This window comes from Coleofasciculus sp. FACHB-1120, from assembly GCF_014698845.1.
Taxonomy (GTDB): Bacteria; Cyanobacteriota; Cyanobacteriia; order Cyanobacteriales; family FACHB-T130; genus FACHB-T130.
The window spans coordinates 1-20,021 of record NZ_JACJTV010000032.1 but is presented as its reverse complement, the minus strand read 5'-3'; the positions used below and the strand labels follow the sequence as shown (position 1 = coordinate 20,021).

At 47.7% G+C, this 20,021-nt stretch carries 23 protein-coding genes; 13 read left to right on the top strand and 10 right to left on the bottom strand.

All coding sequences use genetic code 11. The features are described 5' to 3' along the window. Window positions 1-121 precede the first annotated feature (121 nt). A complete protein-coding gene (locus H6H02_RS21715) occupies window positions 122-514 on the bottom strand; it encodes a LuxR C-terminal-related transcriptional regulator (RefSeq protein WP_242040816.1) in 393 nt (130 codons plus the stop codon). A gap of 602 nt (window positions 515-1,116) precedes the next feature. On the opposite strand from H6H02_RS21715, the gene H6H02_RS21710 reads away from it, so the two are divergent. The 4 genes from H6H02_RS21710 (at window position 1,117) to H6H02_RS21695 (ending at window position 3,598) form a co-directional block, all read left to right on the top strand. Then, window positions 1,117-1,593 (top strand): CRR6 family NdhI maturation factor, encoded by a 477-nt coding sequence (locus H6H02_RS21710; RefSeq protein WP_190821653.1) that lies wholly within the window; start codon window positions 1,117-1,119, stop codon window positions 1,591-1,593. Window positions 1,594-1,790: 197 nt separating this feature from the next. Next, the gene (locus H6H02_RS21705; RefSeq protein ID WP_190821651.1) at window positions 1,791-2,510 is read left to right on the top strand and encodes a pyridoxine 5'-phosphate synthase; all 720 of its coding nucleotides are present in this window, start codon (window positions 1,791-1,793) and stop codon (window positions 2,508-2,510) included. A gap of 97 nt (window positions 2,511-2,607) precedes the next feature. Then, window positions 2,608-2,937, top strand: coding sequence for an MgPME-cyclase complex family protein (locus H6H02_RS21700; RefSeq protein ID WP_190821649.1), 330 nt, complete (start codon window positions 2,608-2,610; stop codon window positions 2,935-2,937). Window positions 2,938-2,989: 52 nt separating this feature from the next. After that, window positions 2,990-3,598 carry a hypothetical protein gene (locus tag H6H02_RS21695; RefSeq protein WP_190821643.1) on the top strand — a complete coding sequence of 203 codons (609 nt, stop codon included), beginning with the start codon at window positions 2,990-2,992 and terminating at the stop codon, window positions 3,596-3,598. Window positions 3,599-3,658: 60 nt separating this feature from the next. Here H6H02_RS21695 and H6H02_RS21690 read toward each other — a convergent pair whose 3' ends face one another. From H6H02_RS21690 to folD, 3 genes are all read right to left on the bottom strand, one after another. Then, window positions 3,659-4,114, bottom strand: coding sequence for a divergent PAP2 family protein (locus H6H02_RS21690; RefSeq protein WP_190821641.1), 456 nt, complete (start codon window positions 4,112-4,114; stop codon window positions 3,659-3,661). A gap of 69 nt (window positions 4,115-4,183) precedes the next feature. Next, the gene (crtE, locus tag H6H02_RS21685; protein ID WP_190821639.1) at window positions 4,184-5,113 is read right to left on the bottom strand and encodes a geranylgeranyl diphosphate synthase CrtE; all 930 of its coding nucleotides are present in this window, start codon (window positions 5,111-5,113) and stop codon (window positions 4,184-4,186) included. A 149-nt stretch (window positions 5,114-5,262) separates the two neighbouring features. Continuing rightward, window positions 5,263-6,138, bottom strand: a complete 876-nt coding sequence (gene folD, locus H6H02_RS21680) for a bifunctional methylenetetrahydrofolate dehydrogenase/methenyltetrahydrofolate cyclohydrolase FolD (protein WP_190821637.1) — start codon at window positions 6,136-6,138, stop codon at window positions 5,263-5,265. Window positions 6,139-6,458: 320 nt separating this feature from the next. On the opposite strand from folD, the gene H6H02_RS21675 reads away from it, so the two are divergent. The 4 genes from H6H02_RS21675 to H6H02_RS21660 all read left to right on the top strand — a co-directional run bounded on the left by H6H02_RS21675 (window position 6,459) and on the right by H6H02_RS21660 (window position 9,524). After that, complete coding sequence (locus H6H02_RS21675; RefSeq protein ID WP_242040815.1) at window positions 6,459-6,914, top strand: hypothetical protein; 456 nt, start codon at window positions 6,459-6,461, stop codon at window positions 6,912-6,914. Further along, window positions 6,904-7,350 carry an NUDIX hydrolase gene (locus tag H6H02_RS21670; protein ID WP_190821635.1) on the top strand — a complete coding sequence of 149 codons (447 nt, stop codon included), beginning with the start codon at window positions 6,904-6,906 and terminating at the stop codon, window positions 7,348-7,350. The genes H6H02_RS21675 and H6H02_RS21670 overlap by 11 nt, the downstream gene beginning before the upstream one ends. 54 nt (window positions 7,351-7,404) lie before the next feature. Next, the gene (locus H6H02_RS21665; protein WP_190821713.1) at window positions 7,405-8,529 is read left to right on the top strand and encodes an AI-2E family transporter; all 1,125 of its coding nucleotides are present in this window, start codon (window positions 7,405-7,407) and stop codon (window positions 8,527-8,529) included. A gap of 131 nt (window positions 8,530-8,660) precedes the next feature. Beyond that, complete coding sequence (locus H6H02_RS21660; RefSeq protein WP_190821633.1) at window positions 8,661-9,524, top strand: aminotransferase class IV; 864 nt, start codon at window positions 8,661-8,663, stop codon at window positions 9,522-9,524. Here the strand turns inward: H6H02_RS21660 and H6H02_RS21655 are convergent. Then, window positions 9,511-9,702, bottom strand: a complete 192-nt coding sequence (locus tag H6H02_RS21655) for a hypothetical protein (protein ID WP_190821631.1) — start codon at window positions 9,700-9,702, stop codon at window positions 9,511-9,513. The two genes, H6H02_RS21660 and H6H02_RS21655, sit on opposite strands and share 14 nt — an antisense overlap. On the opposite strand from H6H02_RS21655, the gene mutS reads away from it, so the two are divergent. Both mutS and H6H02_RS21645 read left to right on the top strand, forming a co-directional pair. After that, window positions 9,701-12,334, top strand: coding sequence for a DNA mismatch repair protein MutS (gene mutS, locus H6H02_RS21650; protein ID WP_190821629.1), 2,634 nt, complete (start codon window positions 9,701-9,703; stop codon window positions 12,332-12,334). The two genes, H6H02_RS21655 and mutS, sit on opposite strands and share 2 nt — an antisense overlap. A gap of 513 nt (window positions 12,335-12,847) precedes the next feature. Beyond that, entirely contained in the window at window positions 12,848-13,294 is a 447-nt protein-coding gene (locus H6H02_RS21645) for a hypothetical protein (RefSeq protein WP_190821627.1), read from the top strand. 19 nt (window positions 13,295-13,313) lie between these two features. On the opposite strand, the gene H6H02_RS21640 is transcribed toward H6H02_RS21645, so the two are convergent. From H6H02_RS21640 to H6H02_RS21630, 3 genes are all read right to left on the bottom strand, one after another. Next, entirely contained in the window at window positions 13,314-13,655 is a 342-nt protein-coding gene (locus H6H02_RS21640; RefSeq protein WP_190821625.1) for a hypothetical protein, read from the bottom strand. A 180-nt stretch (window positions 13,656-13,835) separates the two neighbouring features. Continuing rightward, complete coding sequence (locus H6H02_RS21635) at window positions 13,836-15,713, bottom strand: adenylate/guanylate cyclase domain-containing protein (protein WP_190821623.1); 1,878 nt, start codon at window positions 15,711-15,713, stop codon at window positions 13,836-13,838. Window positions 15,714-16,361: 648 nt separating this feature from the next. Then, on the bottom strand, window positions 16,362-17,231 hold the full coding sequence (locus tag H6H02_RS21630) for a FecR family protein (protein WP_190821621.1): 870 nt from the start codon (window positions 17,229-17,231) through the stop codon (window positions 16,362-16,364). 84 nt (window positions 17,232-17,315) lie between these two features. Here H6H02_RS21630 and H6H02_RS21625 point away from each other — a divergent pair, with 84 nt between their 5' ends. Beyond that, the gene (locus tag H6H02_RS21625) at window positions 17,316-17,927 is read left to right on the top strand and encodes a thylakoid membrane photosystem I accumulation factor (RefSeq protein WP_190821619.1); all 612 of its coding nucleotides are present in this window, start codon (window positions 17,316-17,318) and stop codon (window positions 17,925-17,927) included. Between the two features lie 285 nt (window positions 17,928-18,212). Continuing rightward, window positions 18,213-18,431, top strand: coding sequence for a hypothetical protein (locus H6H02_RS21620; protein WP_190821617.1), 219 nt, complete (start codon window positions 18,213-18,215; stop codon window positions 18,429-18,431). A 229-nt stretch (window positions 18,432-18,660) separates the two neighbouring features. Here the strand turns inward: H6H02_RS21620 and H6H02_RS21615 are convergent, their stop codons facing one another. Next, window positions 18,661-18,897 (bottom strand): hypothetical protein, encoded by a 237-nt coding sequence (locus H6H02_RS21615; RefSeq protein ID WP_190821615.1) that lies wholly within the window; start codon window positions 18,895-18,897, stop codon window positions 18,661-18,663. A gap of 125 nt (window positions 18,898-19,022) precedes the next feature. After that, window positions 19,023-19,175, bottom strand: coding sequence for a hypothetical protein (locus H6H02_RS21610; RefSeq protein WP_190821612.1), 153 nt, complete (start codon window positions 19,173-19,175; stop codon window positions 19,023-19,025). Between the two features lie 293 nt (window positions 19,176-19,468). On the opposite strand from H6H02_RS21610, the gene H6H02_RS21605 reads away from it, so the two are divergent. Then, entirely contained in the window at window positions 19,469-19,933 is a 465-nt protein-coding gene (locus H6H02_RS21605) for a hypothetical protein (protein WP_190821610.1), read from the top strand. Window positions 19,934-20,021: the final 88 nt, after the last annotated feature.

Sequence of the window (20,021 nt, the reverse complement as noted above, 5' to 3'; positions counted from 1 at the left end):
GACTTTTACACGCTTGTCTGCTAATCCAAACTCATTTCCACTTTAACCTAGCTATTCTCGGAATGTCCACTTGTCCCAAGATTCTAGGACAGCTCTATCGATTACAGCCGGTTAATTAATTCTATTGTTTCAGTAAATTTTCTTCTAGAAGGCGGGCGATCATGGCGGTTCTAGAAGTGACACCTAACTTGCTAAAAATCCGGCGTAAATAGGTAGCAACTGTCCAATGGGTAATGCCCAGCTGATTTCCAATGCACTTGTTGGGAAGACCCTGTGCGACCAATCGGGCAATCCGCTGTTCTTGGGGGCTGAGGCTAATCCCGTGTTCTGACTTGGGGCGACAACGCACCAGATAATAGTGCGTTCCGTCAACATCAGATTCAAAGATTACTTCATCCACTGTCTGCTCAGATTTTTGAAGGCCTTTGGATGAGCCAACAGAATCAACTTGTTCTACAAGGTGCTTGAGCATTTCTTGGGGGATCATTGCCTCTCCTTGTTCTTTGGTTTTCATTTAACGATCAGAACTCGTAATTTCACGCAAAGTATCAGGAGTAGATGCCGGATATTTATCAAATCTTCACAAAGCCATGTGGAAAATACTTACTTCCTGACATAGTGTTGCTACAGGAAAATTGAGATGGATTTCGGAGATGGATTAATCCCTCAGAGTTTTTGCTGGATGCAGCGTATCCGCTCTATGCTGGAAAACTTGGAAGCAAAGACATCAAGTCGCCGGTATTGTAAAGATTGCACGCCTGTACGCCGTACAGTTGTTGAAATAATTAAGCCAGATTAAGTGCGATCGCGCTGATTTGGATGTCGCCAAACAAAATGTCTGTTAACGCAGTTATAACAGCGGCGATAGCAAAAAGCTAACGACATCTTAATCTAAAGATCCTTTCTACCTTGGTCAAAAAAGGAGATGACGGTGAAAAGGCTATGAAGGGATAGATATCAGGAGAATTGCCGCTAGCCCGATAAAAAGCGTGGGACGACTAATTTAGAGCCGGAACTGACGTGAGATCGGAACAAGGCTGCAACAATGTAGAGAGAAGCCAGCGCTAGCCAGCGCTATTGTCGGCATTCAAAGTGTGTCACCTTAAGAATGGTTCAATGACGACAACAATCGCGCTCAATTCTGACTTGATTCAAACTTTGGATCTATCGCCGGTGCAGTCGGCGATCGAAAAGTTGCTCCAAGAGGGAGCGATCGCATCCGCGGAACAGCAACTGCGTTTTGAGATTGACTATCCCCGCGAACCGGAAGATCCACGAGAACTCTCAGAAATCCCAGAAGTCCGTCTATGGTTTATTCGCTTAGATGCCCAATATCCCTGGATTCCTTTTCTGCTGGATTGGAAAGCCGGTGAACTCGCCCGCTATACTGCTATGCTCGTGCCACACCAGTTCAATCGTACAGAAGGGATTGAGTATAATCCCGAAGCCCTAGAGATTTTTGTGATGCAAAAAATCTTTGTCTTGACACAATGGATGAGGCAGATGAGAATCCCCAGCACCTCTCGTGTGAAGTCAATGGCTAAGATGCTGGGCTATGAGCTGGATGATGCTTTCTTTGAGCTAATCGGCTGATAACTTGCACAGGGGCAGTGGAGCATTTCTCTTTTCACTCAGCACTCAACGCGAGTAGAGAAACCCCGCCCCTACACGACTCACTCCTTAGTCTTCAGCCCTCCGTCCTAAATCCTCAGTCCTTTTTAAAGATAGGCTTCCAGCGTTTCAGGTTAAAATCAATTGCGGAAGACTCGGAAACATGAGGAGAGGTTCCGTTGCCTACACTTGGCGTCAATATCGATCACATTGCCACCATTCGGCAGGCACGACGGACAGTAGAGCCAGATCCGGTGGCAGCAGCGGTGCTGGCAGAACTTGCCGGTGCTGATGGGATCACGGTGCATCTGCGGGAAGACCGGCGGCATATTCAAGACCGAGATGTGCGATTACTGCGGCAAACGGTGCGGACTCATTTAAATTTGGAGATGGCACCCACTGAAGAAATGGTAGCGATCGCTCTCGACATCAAACCCGATTACGTCACTCTCGTGCCCGAAAAACGCGAAGAAGTGACGACAGAAGGCGGATTGGATGTTTCCAGTCAAATCGACCGAATCGGGGAAATGGTAACAAAGTTGCAAGACGCCGGAATCCCCGTCAGCTTGTTCATCGACGCCGATCCCGGTCAGATTATGGCAGCTGCGATTATTAAGGCGAAGTTCATTGAACTGCACACGGGTTGCTATGCCGAAGCAGCAGATGAAGCCAGTCGAGAGAAGGAATTAGCCGTGTTAGCCAAAGGATGCGAACAAGCGCGTGCTGCTGGCATCCGGATCAACGCCGGTCACGGTCTTACCTACTGGAACGTTTACCCTGTTGCTTGCCTTGAAGGGATGGAAGAACTCAATATTGGTCATACCATTATTAGTCGGGCAGCTCTTGTCGGAATAGAACGAGCCGTTCGAGAGATGAAACAAGCAATGTTCGGTCATTAGTAACAACTGAAGTGTCATGAGTGATGAGTCCTCGGTCACTCGCTAATGACTCATCACCGATTGCTAACAACCTATTACCCATTAACAACCTATTAAGATGCAAAATTACTACTACGTTCTAGCTAGCCAACGCTTTTTACTCGAAGAAGAACCCTTTGATGAAGTCCTCAAAGAGCGCACCCGCAACTACCACGAACAAGAAAAAGAAATTGATTTTTGGCTAGTCAAGCAACCGGCATTTTTAGAGGCACCGGAAATGGCAGCAATTAAGGCTCAGTGCCCTCAACCTGCGGTGGCAGTCATTTCTACGAATTCCCAATTTATTACCTGGTTAAAGCTGCGGTTAGAGTTTGTGCTGAGCGGGGAATTCCAGGCACCTTCCCAAAGTATCCCGAATCCACTTGCTTCCCTCACATCTGTTTCCTGAGAAGGGAAAAGTTAAAAATTAAGAAAAAAAGCAAAAAGTAAAAACTGGAAACATGAAAAAAATCTTTCTTTTGCCTTTTGCCTTTTTTCTTTTGCCGGGTGCAGTTGCCTCTGCTCAATCGCCGCCGCCTACTTGCCAGCCGCCTCCCCAAGGCGAGTATTTGGTATTGGTGGGAAGCCAAACGAGGGAGAGTCAAGAGCAAATTAAACGGACGTTGCCCAACAACATAAATACGTCAACTTGTAAATATCTTGAGGATACGATGACGCGGATTGGTGGCTTCAGGAGCGTGGAAGATGCCAACGGCTGGGCACGTTATTTGAAAGAGATTGTTGGGCTATCGGCTTTCGTTCTGCGACCCCCAGAGGCACCGGCAAACCCAAATGCACCCACCTATAAACCGCAGGCACTCGGAGCTGGTTATGCGGTGTTGGTGGATTACGGGAACAAACCGGAAGTAGCGGCTCAAATACGGCAGATGTTGGGTCGCGATGTTGGCTTGGTTTCCTATGTCCAACGTCCTTATTTACTGGCGGTTTACACAACCAATTCAAATGAGGCAAATTCGGCTTTAAGAAGATTGAGCGATCGCGGTTTTTTGGCAATGCTAGTCGATAGCCGCCGAGTGACACTGCTCAGGTCATCAGTGGTGCGTAAATAGCCAATCGTAGCGATTCGTCGTTCGTCCCCGATCGCTTGCTAATCACTAATGACTAATCGACTAATACGCTGGCCCTGCTAAACAGGAGACAGCGATGCCGAGTGCTGAACCGACAATCACCTGAAACGGCGTATGTCCCAGTAACTCCTTGAGACGGTCTTCGTTAAAGTTGTGATGTTCTTGAAATAGCTCATCGATGATTTGGTTCAGGATGCGAGCTTGCTTACCCGCAGCTTGACGGACGCCAGCAGCATCGTACATGACGATAACGGCAAAAATGGTGGCGAGTGCAAATTCAATGCTGTCCCATCCCACCGTTTGTCCAATGCCAGTTGCCAGCGCTGTTACCAATGCTGAATGAGCGCTTGGCATCCCGCCAGTGGTGACTAAGACGCGCACATTCACCTTCCCATGTTGGGCTAAATCGATGATCAGCTTGGATGCTTGAGCGATTAAACAAGCTACGGTCGCAACCAGTAGCACATGGTTTTCTAGGATGTGGGCAAATTCCTGCATTTTGTTTTGCGTTGGGTAAAAGCGAGCAGCATTGCAAGTAGGAGCGTTTAGGAGTGAGGGGCTTATTTTCTAGTGAGTGCGAGTAGTAATGAAATCTGCGATCGCAATCAGAGGATTAGCTTTTTCTCCAAAGGTTGCCAATTCTCCTTTGGCAGCGTCAATCAGTTGCTGAGCCTTAACTTTTGATTCCTCAAGTCCCCAAAGTCGCGGGTAAGTTGCCTTTTGGGCTTGGATGTCTTTCCCAGCAGTTTTCCCCAACTCCTCCTGAGTCGCCGTGATATCCAAAATGTCATCCACAATCTGAAACGCCAAGCCAATATTTTGGGCATAGCGAGACATCCGTTGCAAGGTTTCCGATTCAGCTCCCGCTAAAATCGCGCCGCAGACTACACAAGCTTCTAAGAGCGCACCTGTTTTGTGGGTATGAATGAAATTGAGCGTTTCTTCCTGAATATCCGGCTTTCCTTCAGATTCCAAGTCAACGACTTGACCGCCCACTAATCCCGCAGCACCAACTGCTTTGGCTAACTGAGCAATCACCTGCAATACTCTTGCTGCTGATACATTCTGGGTATTTGAGGCAATGAACTCAAAGGCGTATGTCAATAGACCATCCCCCGCCAGAATGGCAATATCTTCACCATAAACCTTATGGTTGGTCAATTTGCCCCGCCGGTAGTCGTCGTTATCCATCGCCGGTAAGTCATCGTGAATCAAGGACATGGTATGAACCATCTCCAGGGCGCAAGCAGTTGGCATCGCCATTTCTACGGTGCCTCCAGCCAGTTCGCAGCTGGCAAGGCAAAGAATGGGACGCAGGCGCTTGCCTCCAGCTAAAAGCGAGTAGCGCATCGCCTCATAAATCTTTTCTGGATAGGTGACTGGGAGGGAACTATCCAGAGCTGCTTCTACCAGAGCCTGTTGTTGAGTCAGGTAGGTTGAAAGGTCAAAGGTGGCTGATTCACCTTTGGGAGCATGAAGGTCATCTGTCGCTAACATCCCGTGATTCCTTGTAGCACAGTCGTTTCCGTAACAATTTTACGGGGCTTTGGGTCACAAAAAGTTACGAATTGTGAGCGATCGGTGTTGAGTGATGGAATTCGTCCAGAGTCCTCGCGCCTCAAACCGTCTTCATTCAAAACTCAAAACTAGAGATAGCGCTGGCTGTAGCTCCAAACTGTATTTTGCAGCAGCATCGCAACGGTCATCGCGCCAACCCCGCCGGGAACTGGGGTGATAAACTTCGCGACCTTTTGGACGGAATCAAAGTGGACATCTCCCACCAATCGGGATTTACCCGCGTCGTCGGTGACGCGATTAATGCCGACATCGATGACGACAGCACCAGGTTTGACCATCTCGGCGGTAATCAGCGCTGGACGCCCCACGGCTGCCAGCAGAATATCAGCGTTGCGGGTAATGGTTGGGAGATCGTGCGATCGCGAATGGGCGATGGTAACGGTGGCGTCTGCGTCTAAGAGCATCAAAGCCAACGGCTTGCCCACTAGGATACTGCGCCCTACCACCACTGCCTGTTTCCCCTTCACATCAATCTGGTATTCCTGCAACAGGCGCATGACTCCGGCTGGCGTGCAGCTGCGTAAACCAGCTTCAGAGCGCACCAGCCGCCCCAAGTTCAGGGGATGCAGTCCATCAGCGTCTTTATCTGGATCGATTTGATGCAGCAGGGAAACAGCGTCTAGGTGGTTGGGTAGGGGCAGCTGAACGAGAATTCCATCAACCCGCTCATCTTGATTCAGGGTTTCAATGACTTGCTCTAGTTCTGAAGCGGTCGTTTCCGTGGGGAAATGCTTCCCATAGGAGGCAATCCCGACTTTGGCACAGGCGCGTTCTTTATTCCGCACGTAAGCAGCGCTGGCTGGATTATCGCCAACCATCAGCACGGCTAGTCCCGGAGGGCGTCCCGCAGTGGCTTGTATTTGCTGAATTTGCTCTTGTAGCTGTCCGTAAATTCGTTCAGCTAGCGCTTTACCGTCTAACAGTTGGGCGATTGATTCGTCCATTGTGGTGTCAGGAATGTGGTCAGGAATGCATTATCCAGGGATAAAACAGATCGCATCTATCATAGGATAGTTTCGCAGATTTCCCGCCTTTACTGCCAAGGTATCAGAGAGAAAAGGTAAGGCGATCGCATTTTTCCTTTTGCCTTACATCTGCATCGCGGGGCGATTTCCTTTACCTTCTGTACGTTTAATCTGATTTGCGGCAGTCCTGTCTGACTGTAAATATCTGGAAGATTAACTATATTATTTGTACCAGTCAGAGCCATCTGGATTGGGAAGAGTATTCATACTCAAACAGTGAGAAACTTGAGATTTGCCCAATGCAAGATATGAGGTTAGTCAAAATCCGGGTATTGCAATTCAGCACCGCCACACTACTCCTGGGTGGGTTGTTCGGCTGCGGTCATGTGGCTCAGTCTGGATTGGGTCTGTTTAACAACCGCAATGTCCCGATCACCAGTATTAGCGATCTTCAACAGAGTTATGAGGGCAACCCGACGGTTTACCTGCAAGGCAAGGTCGCATCTCCAGCGCCTTTTGTGGGTAGCGGCGCTTATGAGTTGCGAGATGCGACGGGAAAAATATGGGTTTTCACCAGCCAAAATCTCCCCGATCGAGGAGATGAAGTTTTAATTAAGGGGAAAGTACAGTATCAAAGTATTCCCTTAGCGGGGAAAGATTTAGGAGAAGTTTTTCTTCAGCAGCAGGAACAGCTAGACCGAAAGCCAGCGAAGAAGGGAGTGCCTTTACTACCGGAAGGAACCTATGAACAATAAACCAATGGTCGAGGTAGCGATCGCCATCCTCTATCGCCACGGCAAATTTCTCCTCCAGCTACGCGACAACATTCCCGGTATTCTCTACCCCGGACACTGGGCATTTTTTGGCGGGCACCTCGAACCAGGCGAAACCCCAGAAGAAGCCCTGAAACGCGAACTGCTGGAGGAAATCGGCTATGTGCCAGAGGTCGCATCATTGTTTGACCCTTATCCGGATACCTACGTTTTTCGCCACGTTTTTCACGCACCGCTAACAGTAGAACTCAACCAGCTAGTGCTAGGAGAAGGTTGGGATATGGATTTATTAACGCCCGAAGAAATTCAACGTGGCGAGGGTTACTCTGAAAAAGCAGGGCAAGTGCGACCGTTAGGCGCTCCTCACCAAAAAATTTTGCTGGATTTTATGGACAAGTTTCCTCAATTGACTGCGTAGCCAGCGGCATAACTTTTCAATTGTTATGAACCCCGATTTCAAAACCTCAACATGATGCAATCAGCAAACAAATTACCGCGATGGGTCGTTTTAGGACTGGCATTTCCCCTCGCCGTTCTCAATGGTTGGCTATTGCTCCTCGTGTTGCAATATTTTCAACCTCTGGTTAGCGTTTTTGTTACCGCACTTTTGCTGGCTTTTGTATTGGAATATCCTATCCGGTTTTTACAGCAACAAGGAGTTAAACGGAACAATGCGGTCGTCGCTGTTTCCCTGGTGGCATTGCTAATTTTGGTAGGTTTGGGACTTACCTTAGTTCCAATCATTTGGCAACAGCTCAACGAACTGGCTAATATCTTGCCTAGTTGGATTGATTCGGGTAGACAACAACTCCAAGCTTTTCAAATTTGGGCTGAAACTCAGCAACTTCCGATTAATTTAGGTGGAATCGTTACTCAACTAACAGACCGATTATCGAACCAACTCCAAAACGTAACGGGTAGAATTCTCAACTTTGCCTTTGATACGATTGGCAGTGCTGTCAATGTCCTGCTAACAGTGGTTCTCACTTTCTATCTGATATTAAATGGAGATCGTCTCTGGGACGGAATTTTTAAGTGGCTTCCGGCCAGCTTTAGTTCCCAAGTGCGGCAAGTTCTCCGCGAGGATTTTCATAATTATTTTATCGGTCAGGCGACGTTCGCTGCTTGGAGCGGATGTGTGATCACGCTGGCATTTTTGGCTTTGCGAGTGCCGTTAGGATTATTGTTTGGAATTGCAATTGGTTTTTTGGCTCTTTTTCCCTTTGGTGCCGGAATCGGTATCAGCATTGTTAGTCTGCTGGTAGCATTACAAAACTTTTGGTTAGGGGTGGAAGTGTTAGCTGTAGCCGCCGCCATCGATCAAATCAATGCTAATTTCATCGCACCTCGCATTTTAGGTGGTTTTACTGGTTTAAATCCTGTTTGGATTTTGCTTTCGCTGTTAATAGGCGCGAAGCTGGGAGGGCTGCTGGGGCTATTAATTGCCGTACCTTTAGCAAGTTTCATCAAAAGTACCGCAGATAGCTTGCGCGACGGCAAATGGAACGAAATAGAGGAGATTGAATCTGAATCTACACCCTTAAATGTTTCGCCCGTCATAGCGTCCAAGAGCTTAGCGAGCGATGCCGGGAGTTGATAGCGATCGCTATTCTTGGGAAAGCAGCACCAAAATCAAAAATAATCATATTTAGCATAGTTTTGGATTAACCAATACTTAAGAAAATTCTCTTTAAAAACTAATGCTATTTGAGAAGGCAAGACTAACAAATGTTTTTTGAAGCAACGCCGATAGTTTGGCACAACGGAAAGTTAGTTGAACGGGAAAATGCTGCGCCTTCTATTGCTAGCCATTCTCTACATTTAGGGATCGGCGTTTTCGATGGGATTATGGCTTATTGGAATAGCGATCGCTATTACATTCATCGCTTAGATGCACATCTTGACCGCCTTCGCAATGGTTCTACACACATAGGATTGGGTTTTTCTTGGTCGAACGAAGACCTGAAAGCAGGTATCTTGGCACTTTTAGAGGCAGTTCCGGCAACAAATTACTATATTCGACCGATTGTTTATCGCTCGGTGCCTCAACTGAACTTTAACGATACAATGCCGGTCGATGTGACCATCTTGGCAGTGACGATTCCACGGGATGTTGATAAATCTCTGACTTGCCACATCTCCCCTTACGAACGAGTTTCTGGGGGTGCGATTCCAGTGGAGTGGAAACTCTGTGGAACTTATGTAAACAGTTATTTAGCTCGTCGTGCGGCGGAAGTGGCTGGATTTAATGATGCTATTTTGCTTGACCAACAAGGCAGAATTACTGAAGCGGCAGTAGCTAATCTTTTTCTTCTGCAAGAGGATAGAGTAATTACGCCTGCGCTGACTGCGAATATTTTCCCTGGTATCACCCGCGCCACACTGCTTGATATTGCAGGGGAATTAGGAATTGAAGTGGTTGAACGGGATGTGCGACCGGAGGAATTAGGGAATTTTGAGGGTGCTTTCCTGGCTGCGACGATGATGGAGTTGAAGCCGTTAGCAAGTATTCATCCTTATGAATATAATTCGGCAAATCATCCTCTATTTCGACGCTTTCTGAAGGAATTTCGAGAAATTACGCACCAGTAGGAACGATTTTTAGTATCTCGCCAACTTCCTTTTGTGGAGACACCATTAATTGCGCCGCTACATCCCCTGGCGGGTGAAGACGTTCGGGACAAGATTTCAGGTTAACAAACTGCAAACAACGGCAAGAGATACCTGCGGTAAAGTCATTAAAGACCTTGGCGTAGCACTGACTTTCCATGAACGTTCCTGACTCGGCATCTACCCCGACCGAACCCAAAATCCGTAACGCTGACTCTCGACTGGTGGATCGCAGCAAGCTGAGTAAGATGTACCACCATTATGTAGAAGTGAAGGATAAGTATCCTCATGCACTGCTGCTGTACCGGGTGGGAGACTTCTTTGAAACTTTTTTTCAGGACGCGATCGCTGTATCGAGAGAATTAGAACTTGTTCTCACCAGCAAGCAAGCCGGAGAAATTGGTCGGGTGCCGATGACGGGAGTGCCGCACCATGCTTGGGAACGCTACACGACTCAGCTGGTGGAAAAGGGGTATGCGGTGGTGATCTGCGATCAGGTAGAAGACTCTGCCGATACTGACCCTGGAAAGCTGGTGAAGCGCGAGGTGACGCGGATTCTCACCCCCGGTACGTTGCTGGAAGAGGGAATGCTGAATGCGCGGCGGAATAATTACCTAGCGGCGGTGGTGATTGCCGGGAATCACTGGGGTTTAGCTTATGCAGATATTTCTACTGGGGAATTTCTGACGGCTCAATCGAGCGAATTAGAGCATTTGACGCAAGAATTGATGCGTTTGCAGCCTTCTGAAGTTTTGGTGCCGACAAATGCACCAGATTTAGGCAGTTTGCTACGACCGGGGGAGACTTCCGAGCATTTGCCGAGTTGTTTACCTCCATCTTTTTGTTATGCATTGCGATCGCAAACTCCTTTTACGGCTGGCGAATCAAGACATCGACTGTTGCAGCGGTTTAAAGTACGAAGTCTGGAAGGACTCGGTTGCGAACACCTCCCTCTTGCTGTCCGCGCTGCGGGTGGTTTGCTGGAATATCTGGAAGACACCCAGAAAGAAAACCTCGTTCCTCTCCAGTTCCTCCGCACCTACACCCTCAGCGATTATCTAATTCTCGACCACCAAACCCGCCGCAATCTAGAAATTACGCAAACGGTGCGGGATGGCACCTTTCACGGTTCCTTGCTTTGGGCGTTGGATAGAACTAGTACGGCGATGGGGGGACGAGCCTTGCGGCGGTGGTTGCTGCAACCGCTACTGGATCTCAAAGGCATTGCAGCGCGGCAAGATACGATTCAAGAATTAGTCGAAAATAGCTTTCTGCGGCAAGATTTGCGCCAATTGTTGCGGCAAATTTACGATTTAGAACGGCTAACGGGTCGCGCTGGTTCCGGCACGGCGAATGCGAAGGATTTGGTTGCTTTAGCGGATTCGTTGGCAAAATTACCGGAATTAGCCGAACTGGTGGCGGATGCTCACTCTCCCTTTATGAGAGCTTTGCAGAAGGTGCCGCCGGAATTGGAACAATTGGCAAAGCGCCTGAGTGCCCATTTGGTAGACGCGCCTCCCATTCATATCAAGGAAGGCGGTTTGATTCGCCCCAATGTGAATGTCCAGTTGGATGAGATGCGAAATCTTGCCCAAGAGGATCAGCAATGGGTGGCAAATTTGGAGGTGACGGAGAAGGCGCGAACCGGAATTTCGACGCTGAAGGTGGGCTTTAATAAGACATTTGGCTACTACATCAGCATCTCTCGCACTAAAGCTGACCAAGTTCCGGATAACTACATCCGCAAGCAAACACTGACGAATGAGGAACGCTATATTACTCCGGAGTTGAAGGAGAGAGAAGCGCGGATTTTGACGGCGCGGGATGACTTAAATCGCCTGGAATATGAGATTTTTACTTCTTTAAGAGAAGAGGTGGGGCAATACGCAGAACAAATTCGCACGATTTCTCGTGCGGTGGCGGCGGCTGATGTGTTGTGTGGTTTGGCTGAGGTGGCGGTTTATCAGGGTTATTGCTGCCCTCAGATGGTGGAAGGTCGGGAAATTCGGATTAGTGATGGGCGTCATCCGGTGGTTGAGCAGTCTTTGCCACCTGGGTTTTTTGTGCCGAATTCGACTGGGTTGGGGAGAAAGGGGGATAGGAACCGCAAAGACGCGAAGAGCGCGAAGGAAGAAGGGGAAGAAGAGGGAAGACCGGATTTAGTGATTTTGACGGGTCCGAATGCGAGTGGGAAGAGTTGTTATTTGCGACAGGTGGGGTTAATTCAGTTGATGGCGCAAATTGGTAGTTTTGTGCCAGCAAGAGCGGCGACTTTGGGAATATGCGATCGCGTTTTTACCCGTGTCGGTGCGGTAGATGATTTGGCGACGGGTCAATCTACTTTCATGGTGGAGATGAACGAGACGGCGAATATTCTCAATCACGCAACGGCGAAGTCTCTGGTTCTGTTAGATGAAATTGGTCGGGGGACGGCAACGTTTGATGGTCTTTCCATTGCTTGGGCGGTGGCGGAGTATCTTGCCAGTGAAATTCGCTCGCGGACGATTTTTGCGACTCATTACCACGAACTGAACGAACTGGCTTCAATTTTGCCGAATGTGGCAAATTACCAGGTGACGGTGAAGGAGTTACCTGACCAGATTATCTTTTTGCACCAAGTGCAACCGGGAGGCGCTGACCGTTCCTATGGTATCGAAGCGGGACGGCTGGCAGGTTTACCCGCGCCCGTGATTCAACGCGCCAAGCAGGTGATGAGCCAAATTGAAAAACATAGCAAAATTGCCATCGGGCTGCGCCAAGGCGGACAGGTAGAGGAATCATCTACCTTCTAGGCAGGTGATGCATAAATTAATCTTTTTGACAAGATTATTTTTCCCCTACTCCGTCTACTGGATAAATCATCAAGTAAAACTGAAATCAGTAAATCTTTATACAAAATTGCCGACAATTCAGTATTTTCTGGGTTTCAATTTGGTATCAAGAGGGGGCACATTAGTATTAGGGATCGGGCACCGTAGTTCTACTAAAAAAAGATTGATTAGGGAACTAATTTCTAGGGTGTTAGTGTCTAAATTCCTATCAAACAGTACGAATTAGCGCTTTTCGCAGCAGCTTTAAACAAGTTAGCTTTCCGAAAGGTGGCATCTCCAAAAGGAGATTCGCAGCATTAACGAGAAGGCTCGCTTCAGAAATTAGGGAAAAGCATTCTGCAAGTCAATTAAGACTTAATTTGCCGGAAACTTTCACTTGTTCCGGAACTTGTAAGCATCTGGGTGTATATTCTACCAATACAATTAATGCCTTTTGCAATAACAGCACCCCTCTCAACGTTTGCTAGGAATGCTATGGAAGAAGTTACCACCCCTGGCTCCCCCACAGAAACTATCGCTCAAAAAGCTAGCCAGCTAAGTCTAATTGTTCAGGCTTTGGTGTTGACGGGAATTTTATCTTTGACCGCTACGCTAACGCTCCCCAATCGCAAGGTTGCTATTTCAAATCCTCGTTCTGACGTTAGTTTAATAAAATCAGTTCAGAATGCGGTTTTACAGGACGTGTCTCAACATTCAGGGTTGCCAAAGTCGGCGCTAAACATTGTCCAAACTCAACCGCAAACTTGGTCTGATGACTGCTTAGATATTAATAACTTGGAGGTGCTTTGCACCGATATGCAAGTTCCTGGGTGGCAAGTCACGGTAGCGGATGGGCAACGCCGCTGGATTTATCGCACCAATGCATCTGGCTCAATGGTGAAGCTGGCTCAAGGCGTCACACCCAATCAATACGGAAAGTAGGGAATGTTCCTGGCGATCGCTATCGAACGTATATAATTCGTGCATCTAGCCCTAGCGATCGCAATGCGTAATAGATACTTTTCGCACTGGATTGGTCGGGAAATGACCCCGCTAAAATGTAATTTCCTAAATTTGACTTGGCGATCAAGGCATCGGGGACGCACTGACGCACTTGTTCCAGCGTGGCTTCACTTCCAGAGGGAACCACGACCACATAGTGATATCTAGGCAGGCGTCCCAGAACGATTAAGTTCCCTGCCTGACGAGTATTAAAACCGGGTCTTTGTGATATATTCAGCAGCTCGGAACAAGGCGATGCTTGCACGCTTGACCCTTGCAAATTCCAAATAATCCAACTCACCGCAGCTAATATAATCAACTTACTGATTCTCGGAAAAGTTTGAAAATTAGCTGTTAGTTTGTTGTCAGTGATGGGTTGTGTAAAAGTGGGTTTAATCAAGATATCTGCTAATCGCGAGTAGATGCACAAATCCTTTTTAAACTGTGAAGTTAAAAGAAATTTCACGCTGGGTGTGCTGCTTTAGGCTGAAATATTCAATGGGGGCGCGATCGCTTCCGCTGGATCTGCCAAGTTGACCTTCTCTCCCTGGATGCAGTAAATAATTGTTGCCTGTTCTCGCCCTCGCAGTTGAATGGCGCGGACAGCAGGCCCGTGATAGCGATCGCTTGCATAAGCAAATGTACTGCCACTGACAATCATTTGATAGGGGTTGTCAATTTTCACTTCTTTATTCATCGGTTCCAGTCTGGCAGCAACATTGACAGTATCCCCCAGGACTGAATAATTCAAGCGTCGGGAACCTCCCACACTTCCGGCAACGACGAGACCCGTGTGAATGCCAATCCCTATCTCAATCGTAGGCTTATTGGCTTTTTGGAAGCGCTGGTTGAGCTTTTTGAGTCGTTCCTGCATGGCAATTCCTGCCGCGATCGCATTTAAGGCATCCTGTTGAATTTCTTCTGGCGTGGTGTGCGGAAACGGAATCCCGAAAACCGCCATAATTGCATCCCCAATATATTTATCGATCACACCGCCACGATCCATGATGCAATCCGTCATCGCGTCTAGGAACAGGTTTAGCCAGTCGATTAATTCCCCCGGCGGTAGTTTCTCGGAAATGCTGGTAAAGCCCCGGATATCGGCAAATAAAACCGTGACCATCATTTCTTGGGCTTGCAGCTTCCCTTTGTGGAAAATTTCGTCTTTCCGGTGCCAAATGAGGTGAGCCATTTCTGGCGCAACGTGCTTGGCAAATAAACTCATCAGCTGCTGCTTTTCATATTGTTCTCGTAGCTGAACACCGATCCCAACCGCGATCGCAGTTCCTACGGGTGCGACGATAGGCAACCACCAGCCGTCGTCGATAAAGGCACTCAAGGCAAAAATTACCCAACCACTCGGCAACAAAATAGCGATCGCGACTCGCCCCCAGACTCCCTGTTTTGACAACAGCCAGCTGATAATCGGGGCAATTCCCAACAAAAATAGCATCACTGCCGTTTTAGGCAGCGTTTGCAGCAGCTTGTCGTTCAGCAAGTTATCAATTAACGCAGCATGGAGATAAACTCCAGCGGTAGGGGGAATTTGATTGTAAGGCGATCGCAAGCGATCGATCCCGGTTGCCGTGACACCGACTAAAACAAACTTATTGGCGAAGGCTTTCGGGTCAACTTTGCCTTCCATGACTGAGGCATAAGAATAGGTGGAGACACCTTGGATTGACCCAGGCCAGTTAATCCAGACATCTTTACGCTTCGGAACCTCAGCCAGATGACGCAGGGACACCGCCTCTGGGGCCTCTAGCAGCATTGCTAAACCGAGAGCGGGTTTGCTGCCAAAAAAGACGGCTGCCTGTCGGCTAATGCCGTCCGCGTCGGGATTGTGCCAAATTTGACCTTCCCCAAGTGCTGCTTGTTTAAATTCGGGTAAAACTTCCAGGGGATGCCCTCGGTTGTCCCAAGCCGTTGCCAAGATGACATTGCCAGATTTAGCGATCGCTTTGGCAAATTTCTTATCCCCTGCGCCCGGATCGACAAATAACACATCGAACCCAATGACTGCTGGAGGGGCTGGTTCTAGCTTCTGCAACAATTGGGCATAGCGATCGCGCGACCACGGAAATTTACCGTATTTCTTTAAACTCGCATCGTCAATCGCAATCACCGCGAGCCTTTGATCCCAATTCGTCTTCGGTAAAATACTGGCGCTACGAGCTTGAAACAGCGTCGTGTATACAAGCCGTTCCAAGGGTTGCCATGCCCCGATTTGCCATAACCCGACAGATAATAAACCGACGATCGTGCCCGGAACGATTGATTGACTGCTAGAAATAAAACGCTGATTTTTTTTTAACCAATTTTTGATTAACACGTTGATTCCATCAAAAACATCAACCATCGTGATTGCTTGCCTGGAAACATACGGACTTTTCCCAAGCGTTCCGCACGCTCACCGGATGGTAAATGCCCCTGATGGAATACTGAATTTATCGCGATTCTCTATTCTTGGATGCAGTCCGGTCGAACCCCACCCCTGTCCTTCCCCTTGAACGAGGCTACTGTGTATACACAAGTCTTCTTGAACTTGCAAGTCCCGTTTTGATCCCCCCAACCCCCCTTGAAAAGGGGGGCGCATTAAGTCAAAGTCCCCCTTTTTTCTAGCGTAGCGGCGCGATAGCGCGGGGATTTAGGGGGATCAATCAACGTTTTGCCAATTAATGAAAGATGTGTATACACCGTAGGGGTTGGGGGTGAGGTGACGAGTGTGGATATATGCACTAAGAGTGAGAACTGCTACAAGCTGGACTCAGACAAAACGCGATCGCATCACGAGATACGCGATCGCGTCACAGTATTGGCGCTTTCAAGTTCTTTAACGACTTGTTCCTTTCCAGTAACTCATGCCCTTGAGAATTTTCACCTCACTCGTGCGGAGGATTTTGCAAGCGAATTCTCGTTTTTAATCAGAGCTTAGAAACGAGAATTAGTGGGTTGCTGCCTCGTCTTTTCGGACTCAAAAGGTGAGGGAAACGCTATCCGATAAAAATTATTGATTCACAGGATTCTCCGATGTCCCCGCACTATTCGGAATTTCTAATTCATAAACTTGTTGATTGCCCAAAGGATTCCGCACGACTAATCTCAGCTGCCGATTAGACGGGATTGGCACCACGGTATCGAGTTGTCCCTCGCCTCCCGTATCCACAATCTGATTATTCACTAACACTAAATTGATCGGGTCTACCGTTCCGGTGACTCGAACTTGACCATCGCCTGTCACCGAAAGAACCTGTAATTTCAGCCTCGTGTCGCCCGTTGTCACCTTGGGAATCGTCGGAGCCTGTCCCGGAACAATTAAAGCAGAATACCCCGGCTCCACCAACACTGTTTTCCCCCGCGCACTAAAGGCTACTTTTCCTCGGATGGTGGAAAGCCCAGTTTTCCCATTGGAACCGACGGTGACGCCAAATTCTGTGCCTCTCGTCCCAGCAATGCCCCCAGGCGTCTCCACTTCAAAGTTAGAGTTAGGGTTAGTAAAAGGTCGCACTTTGGCGTTGACCTGTCCCTTGTCCAGATAAAGGCGCGTTTGTTTGCTACCATCCTTACTTGTCTTTAAAGTTTTGACTTGCACGTTGGTGTTTTCGGAAACCTGAACTGTACCGATGCCATCCTCCATCGCCAAAACAACCCTGGCGTCGAAGTTGGTAGTGAGACTACCCGATGCTTGCAAGCGATCGCCAGCTTTCACTGGCTTTCCTTGACTTGTTACCGTGCCATTCGTTTCTTTGACTTCTATCGAGCGTGGACTAACCGCAGCTCGAACACCTTCAGAGATAAATGATAAGGAAGTAAGGGCTAAGCTACCGGCTACCAGGGATAATCCTAGTAGGGTGACTGGAAAAACAGGGAACTTCATAGAGAATCGGGAGCCACAACGGGTGAACGGAAAGACAATTTAAGGACTACTGAAAGAAAAAAAGGTTTCTACAGCAACTTTGGTATGATTCTTCGCTTGCAACAACTTCAAATCAGGATTCTGAGAGCATCTCGCCGTTCCTGGCGGCAAATTTTTTTGAGTTGCTTCTTGACGCTGGTTGTTTCTTTCAGCTGCCTACTGCTGCTGGGGACGCCATCAGCTTTAGCCGGTATCAACGACGACAACTTTGACGGAAATGTTTTTCTCCTCTATGGCGGCAATGCCTCGCTGGTTCCTCCGCGAGTGGCATTTGTAGATTCTCTTAAAGGAGATAAACCGACATTTTTGGTGTTCTACGTGGACGACAGCAGCGATTGCAAGCAACAGGCGATCGTCGTTTCGCAGCTTCAAGCTTTTTATGGTCGAGCCGCTGATTTCGTCCCCATCGATGTAGATTCGATTCCAGTACAATCCAACTTTACACCTACGGAACCGGGCTACTACTACGAAGGCCTTGTCCCCCAAACAGTTTTGCTAAACCAGAAGGGCGAAGTTGTTTTCAACCAAAAGGGTACGGTGGCGTTTGAGAAAGTAGACGATGTTTTCCGCGAAGTGTTTAACTTGTTACCTCGCTCAGAATCGGTGGAGCTGAAGCGACGATCCGTGAATGAGTTTAATACGGAGTTAGCCAAGTAAGGGGAGTTTTGTGGGTGGAGAATCTTGACTGTTTCAATTTCTGACAGGCGCGATCGCTCAACTCACAAGACAAAATACTTGACATCAGCCAAGTGTTTGCTGGCTCTGCTTCCTTCAGTAGCAAAAGCTCGATTCCTACTAAAAAGGGATGATTCAACGTTTTGGGCGAAGACTAAACTTCTATCTTGAGCTGTAATCTCAATAATATTAAATCTCTAGCTATAGATTGAGTTAGGTGCTGTTTTAAAGGAATAACCTGAATATCAAATAACAGCAATCTTAACCATGAATCCTTCAATTTTTTCTCAAGCCTGTCTTTTACCCTCTGCCATCATTGACTTATCTGCAAAAGTGGCTGAATCCCGGAAGATAACGATTACAGACCGTTGTGTACTCAGAACAGCACTGCTCGAAAATTCTCTCAGCGAAGATGAACAACTTTTATTGAACCGAATGCTTTATGCGATTCGTCGGGGACGGCTGGCGCTGGTTAATGAATTTTAGCGTCTGGATGTAAAGCTTGATTATTCAGTATCTGTTCTAATCGTAATTACTACGACTATCTCTGAAATTATTGACTTTTGCAAAAAAATATTTCATATCTCCATTAGTCTATTGCTACTAAATAGCAGGAATTAAAAATAAACGCTTGTACTAACGATTAAGTCTATCTGCTACCGAAAGCTGGTACTTAGTATTAGTAGAAGATTTACGCAGTCTGAGGTAGCGCCTGTTAGCGAGTTGTTTGTGGCTTTGGCGACCAGTTTGACCATTCGCTAGAAGCAAAGACTTTGGCAGGTAGTTCATTCAGTACCTCGGCTGGAGCATCTACCTGATATAAGTCATTACAGCAGCCGCACCCTTCGTTATTGGACAAGTATCGGATTTTGCCTTTCCACTTCTGAATCCATTCCTTGAGTAACTCTTGTTCGGGTGTTTTGGCATCAACACAAATGCTGGCTTTAGGCATCGAGATTTTCTCCAGTCAGATGAATAGATGATAGGAAACTGATAAAGCTTTAAGAAGTAAAAGTTCGATACCAAATCGGTGGTTATTTTTCGCTGTTTCATTGGGTCTGCCTTTATCTAGCAATCCTAAATGATTCGTGAATGCGAGATACCCGATTTTTCTCTCGGCGTCGGGTATCTGAACTGCTGGCATTTCACCGCCCAAGGATTGCTCTCTGCTAACAGGATGCGATCGCTCTCATCTGGCTGTCGTTCCTTGTCCAGTTGAAAAGCTCGCATTTTCCCAAATTTATGGTTAGCAGCGGGAACAAAATTAGACGATTTGCGATCGTATTTATTTATCTAGCTTAATCCGGTATCCGCGCGATCGTTTAGAGATTTCCCACTTGTCATAAGGCAATTCTCGGAACTCCACCTTGGCTTGTTTCGAGGAAATTTTCTCTGGCGAAATTTAACTGATCTCACCCAATTGGGTTATTCCATCGTAGGAAGTTGAGACCCGGAAAATAGAGCGAATATATGCCACAAAGAAAAATATTCTCTGACTTTTAAATTTCCTTGAGGGGAAAATTATGAAAATTGGAACTCTGGATACCACAGCACGCTCTCTCAAGTCTGCTGCTACAGTTACTGTACTATCTGCACTGATAATCGCTCCAGTCGTCCTATCAGCAAATCCTGCCTCAGCTGAGCCTAACAGAGGGCGGAGGGAGCAAACCTGCTTTTTGGGGATTTGTTGGGATCGAGGAGAGTCGTCAAGACAAGACGATTATGACCGGGATGATGACTATCGACGCGATCGCCGTAACGACGATTATGACTATCGACGCGATCGCCGGAATGACGATTATGACTATCGACGCGATCGCCGGAATGACGATTATGACTATCGACGCGATCGCCGGGATGGCAGTTATGACTATCGCCGCAATCGGTCAAACGTTTCCAGTAACATCAATAGAATTTATCGAAATGTGTTAGGTCGTAATGCCGATCGTGAAGGACTGAGGATGTATAGCGCTCTTCTGTCACTCTAGGAGGAGGATAATGGGGTAAAACTGCTAGAAGCCAGAACCCGTCTATGACAGAGCCACGCGCCGCAAAACCGACCGTGAAATTTGTGGA

Bases quoted from the DNA above. Each gene is read 5' to 3' on its own strand.
- H6H02_RS21615 (WP_190821615.1), bottom strand. From the start codon at position 18,897: ATGCCTAAAGCCAGCATTTGTGTTGATGCCAAAACACCCGAACAAGAG.
- H6H02_RS21660 (WP_190821633.1), top strand. From the start codon at position 8,661: ATGTTTTTTGAAGCAACGCCGATAGTTTGGCACAACGGAAAGTTAGTT.
- H6H02_RS21605 (WP_190821610.1), top strand. From the start codon at position 19,469: ATGAAAATTGGAACTCTGGATACCACAGCACGCTCTCTCAAGTCTGCT.
- H6H02_RS21700 (WP_190821649.1), top strand. From the start codon at position 2,608: ATGCAAAATTACTACTACGTTCTAGCTAGCCAACGCTTTTTACTCGAA.
- H6H02_RS21635 (WP_190821623.1), bottom strand. From the start codon at position 15,713: ATGGTTGATGTTTTTGATGGAATCAACGTGTTAATCAAAAATTGGTTA.
- mutS (WP_190821629.1), top strand. From the start codon at position 9,701: ATGAACGTTCCTGACTCGGCATCTACCCCGACCGAACCCAAAATCCGT.
- H6H02_RS21695 (WP_190821643.1), top strand. From the start codon at position 2,990: ATGAAAAAAATCTTTCTTTTGCCTTTTGCCTTTTTTCTTTTGCCGGGT.
- H6H02_RS21625 (WP_190821619.1), top strand. From the start codon at position 17,316: ATGATTCTTCGCTTGCAACAACTTCAAATCAGGATTCTGAGAGCATCT.
- H6H02_RS21630 (WP_190821621.1), bottom strand. From the start codon at position 17,231: ATGAAGTTCCCTGTTTTTCCAGTCACCCTACTAGGATTATCCCTGGTA.
- H6H02_RS21665 (WP_190821713.1), top strand. From the start codon at position 7,405: ATGCAATCAGCAAACAAATTACCGCGATGGGTCGTTTTAGGACTGGCA.
- H6H02_RS21675 (WP_242040815.1), top strand. From the start codon at position 6,459: ATGCAAGATATGAGGTTAGTCAAAATCCGGGTATTGCAATTCAGCACC.
- H6H02_RS21610 (WP_190821612.1), bottom strand. From the start codon at position 19,175: ATGCGAGCTTTTCAACTGGACAAGGAACGACAGCCAGATGAGAGCGAT.
- crtE (WP_190821639.1), bottom strand. From the start codon at position 5,113: ATGTTAGCGACAGATGACCTTCATGCTCCCAAAGGTGAATCAGCCACC.
- H6H02_RS21670 (WP_190821635.1), top strand. From the start codon at position 6,904: ATGAACAATAAACCAATGGTCGAGGTAGCGATCGCCATCCTCTATCGC.
- H6H02_RS21655 (WP_190821631.1), bottom strand. From the start codon at position 9,702: ATGGAAAGTCAGTGCTACGCCAAGGTCTTTAATGACTTTACCGCAGGT.
- folD (WP_190821637.1), bottom strand. From the start codon at position 6,138: ATGGACGAATCAATCGCCCAACTGTTAGACGGTAAAGCGCTAGCTGAA.
- H6H02_RS21710 (WP_190821653.1), top strand. From the start codon at position 1,117: ATGACGACAACAATCGCGCTCAATTCTGACTTGATTCAAACTTTGGAT.
- H6H02_RS21715 (WP_242040816.1), bottom strand. From the start codon at position 514: ATGAAAACCAAAGAACAAGGAGAGGCAATGATCCCCCAAGAAATGCTC.
- H6H02_RS21620 (WP_190821617.1), top strand. From the start codon at position 18,213: ATGAATCCTTCAATTTTTTCTCAAGCCTGTCTTTTACCCTCTGCCATC.
- H6H02_RS21690 (WP_190821641.1), bottom strand. From the start codon at position 4,114: ATGCAGGAATTTGCCCACATCCTAGAAAACCATGTGCTACTGGTTGCG.
- H6H02_RS21645 (WP_190821627.1), top strand. From the start codon at position 12,848: ATGGAAGAAGTTACCACCCCTGGCTCCCCCACAGAAACTATCGCTCAA.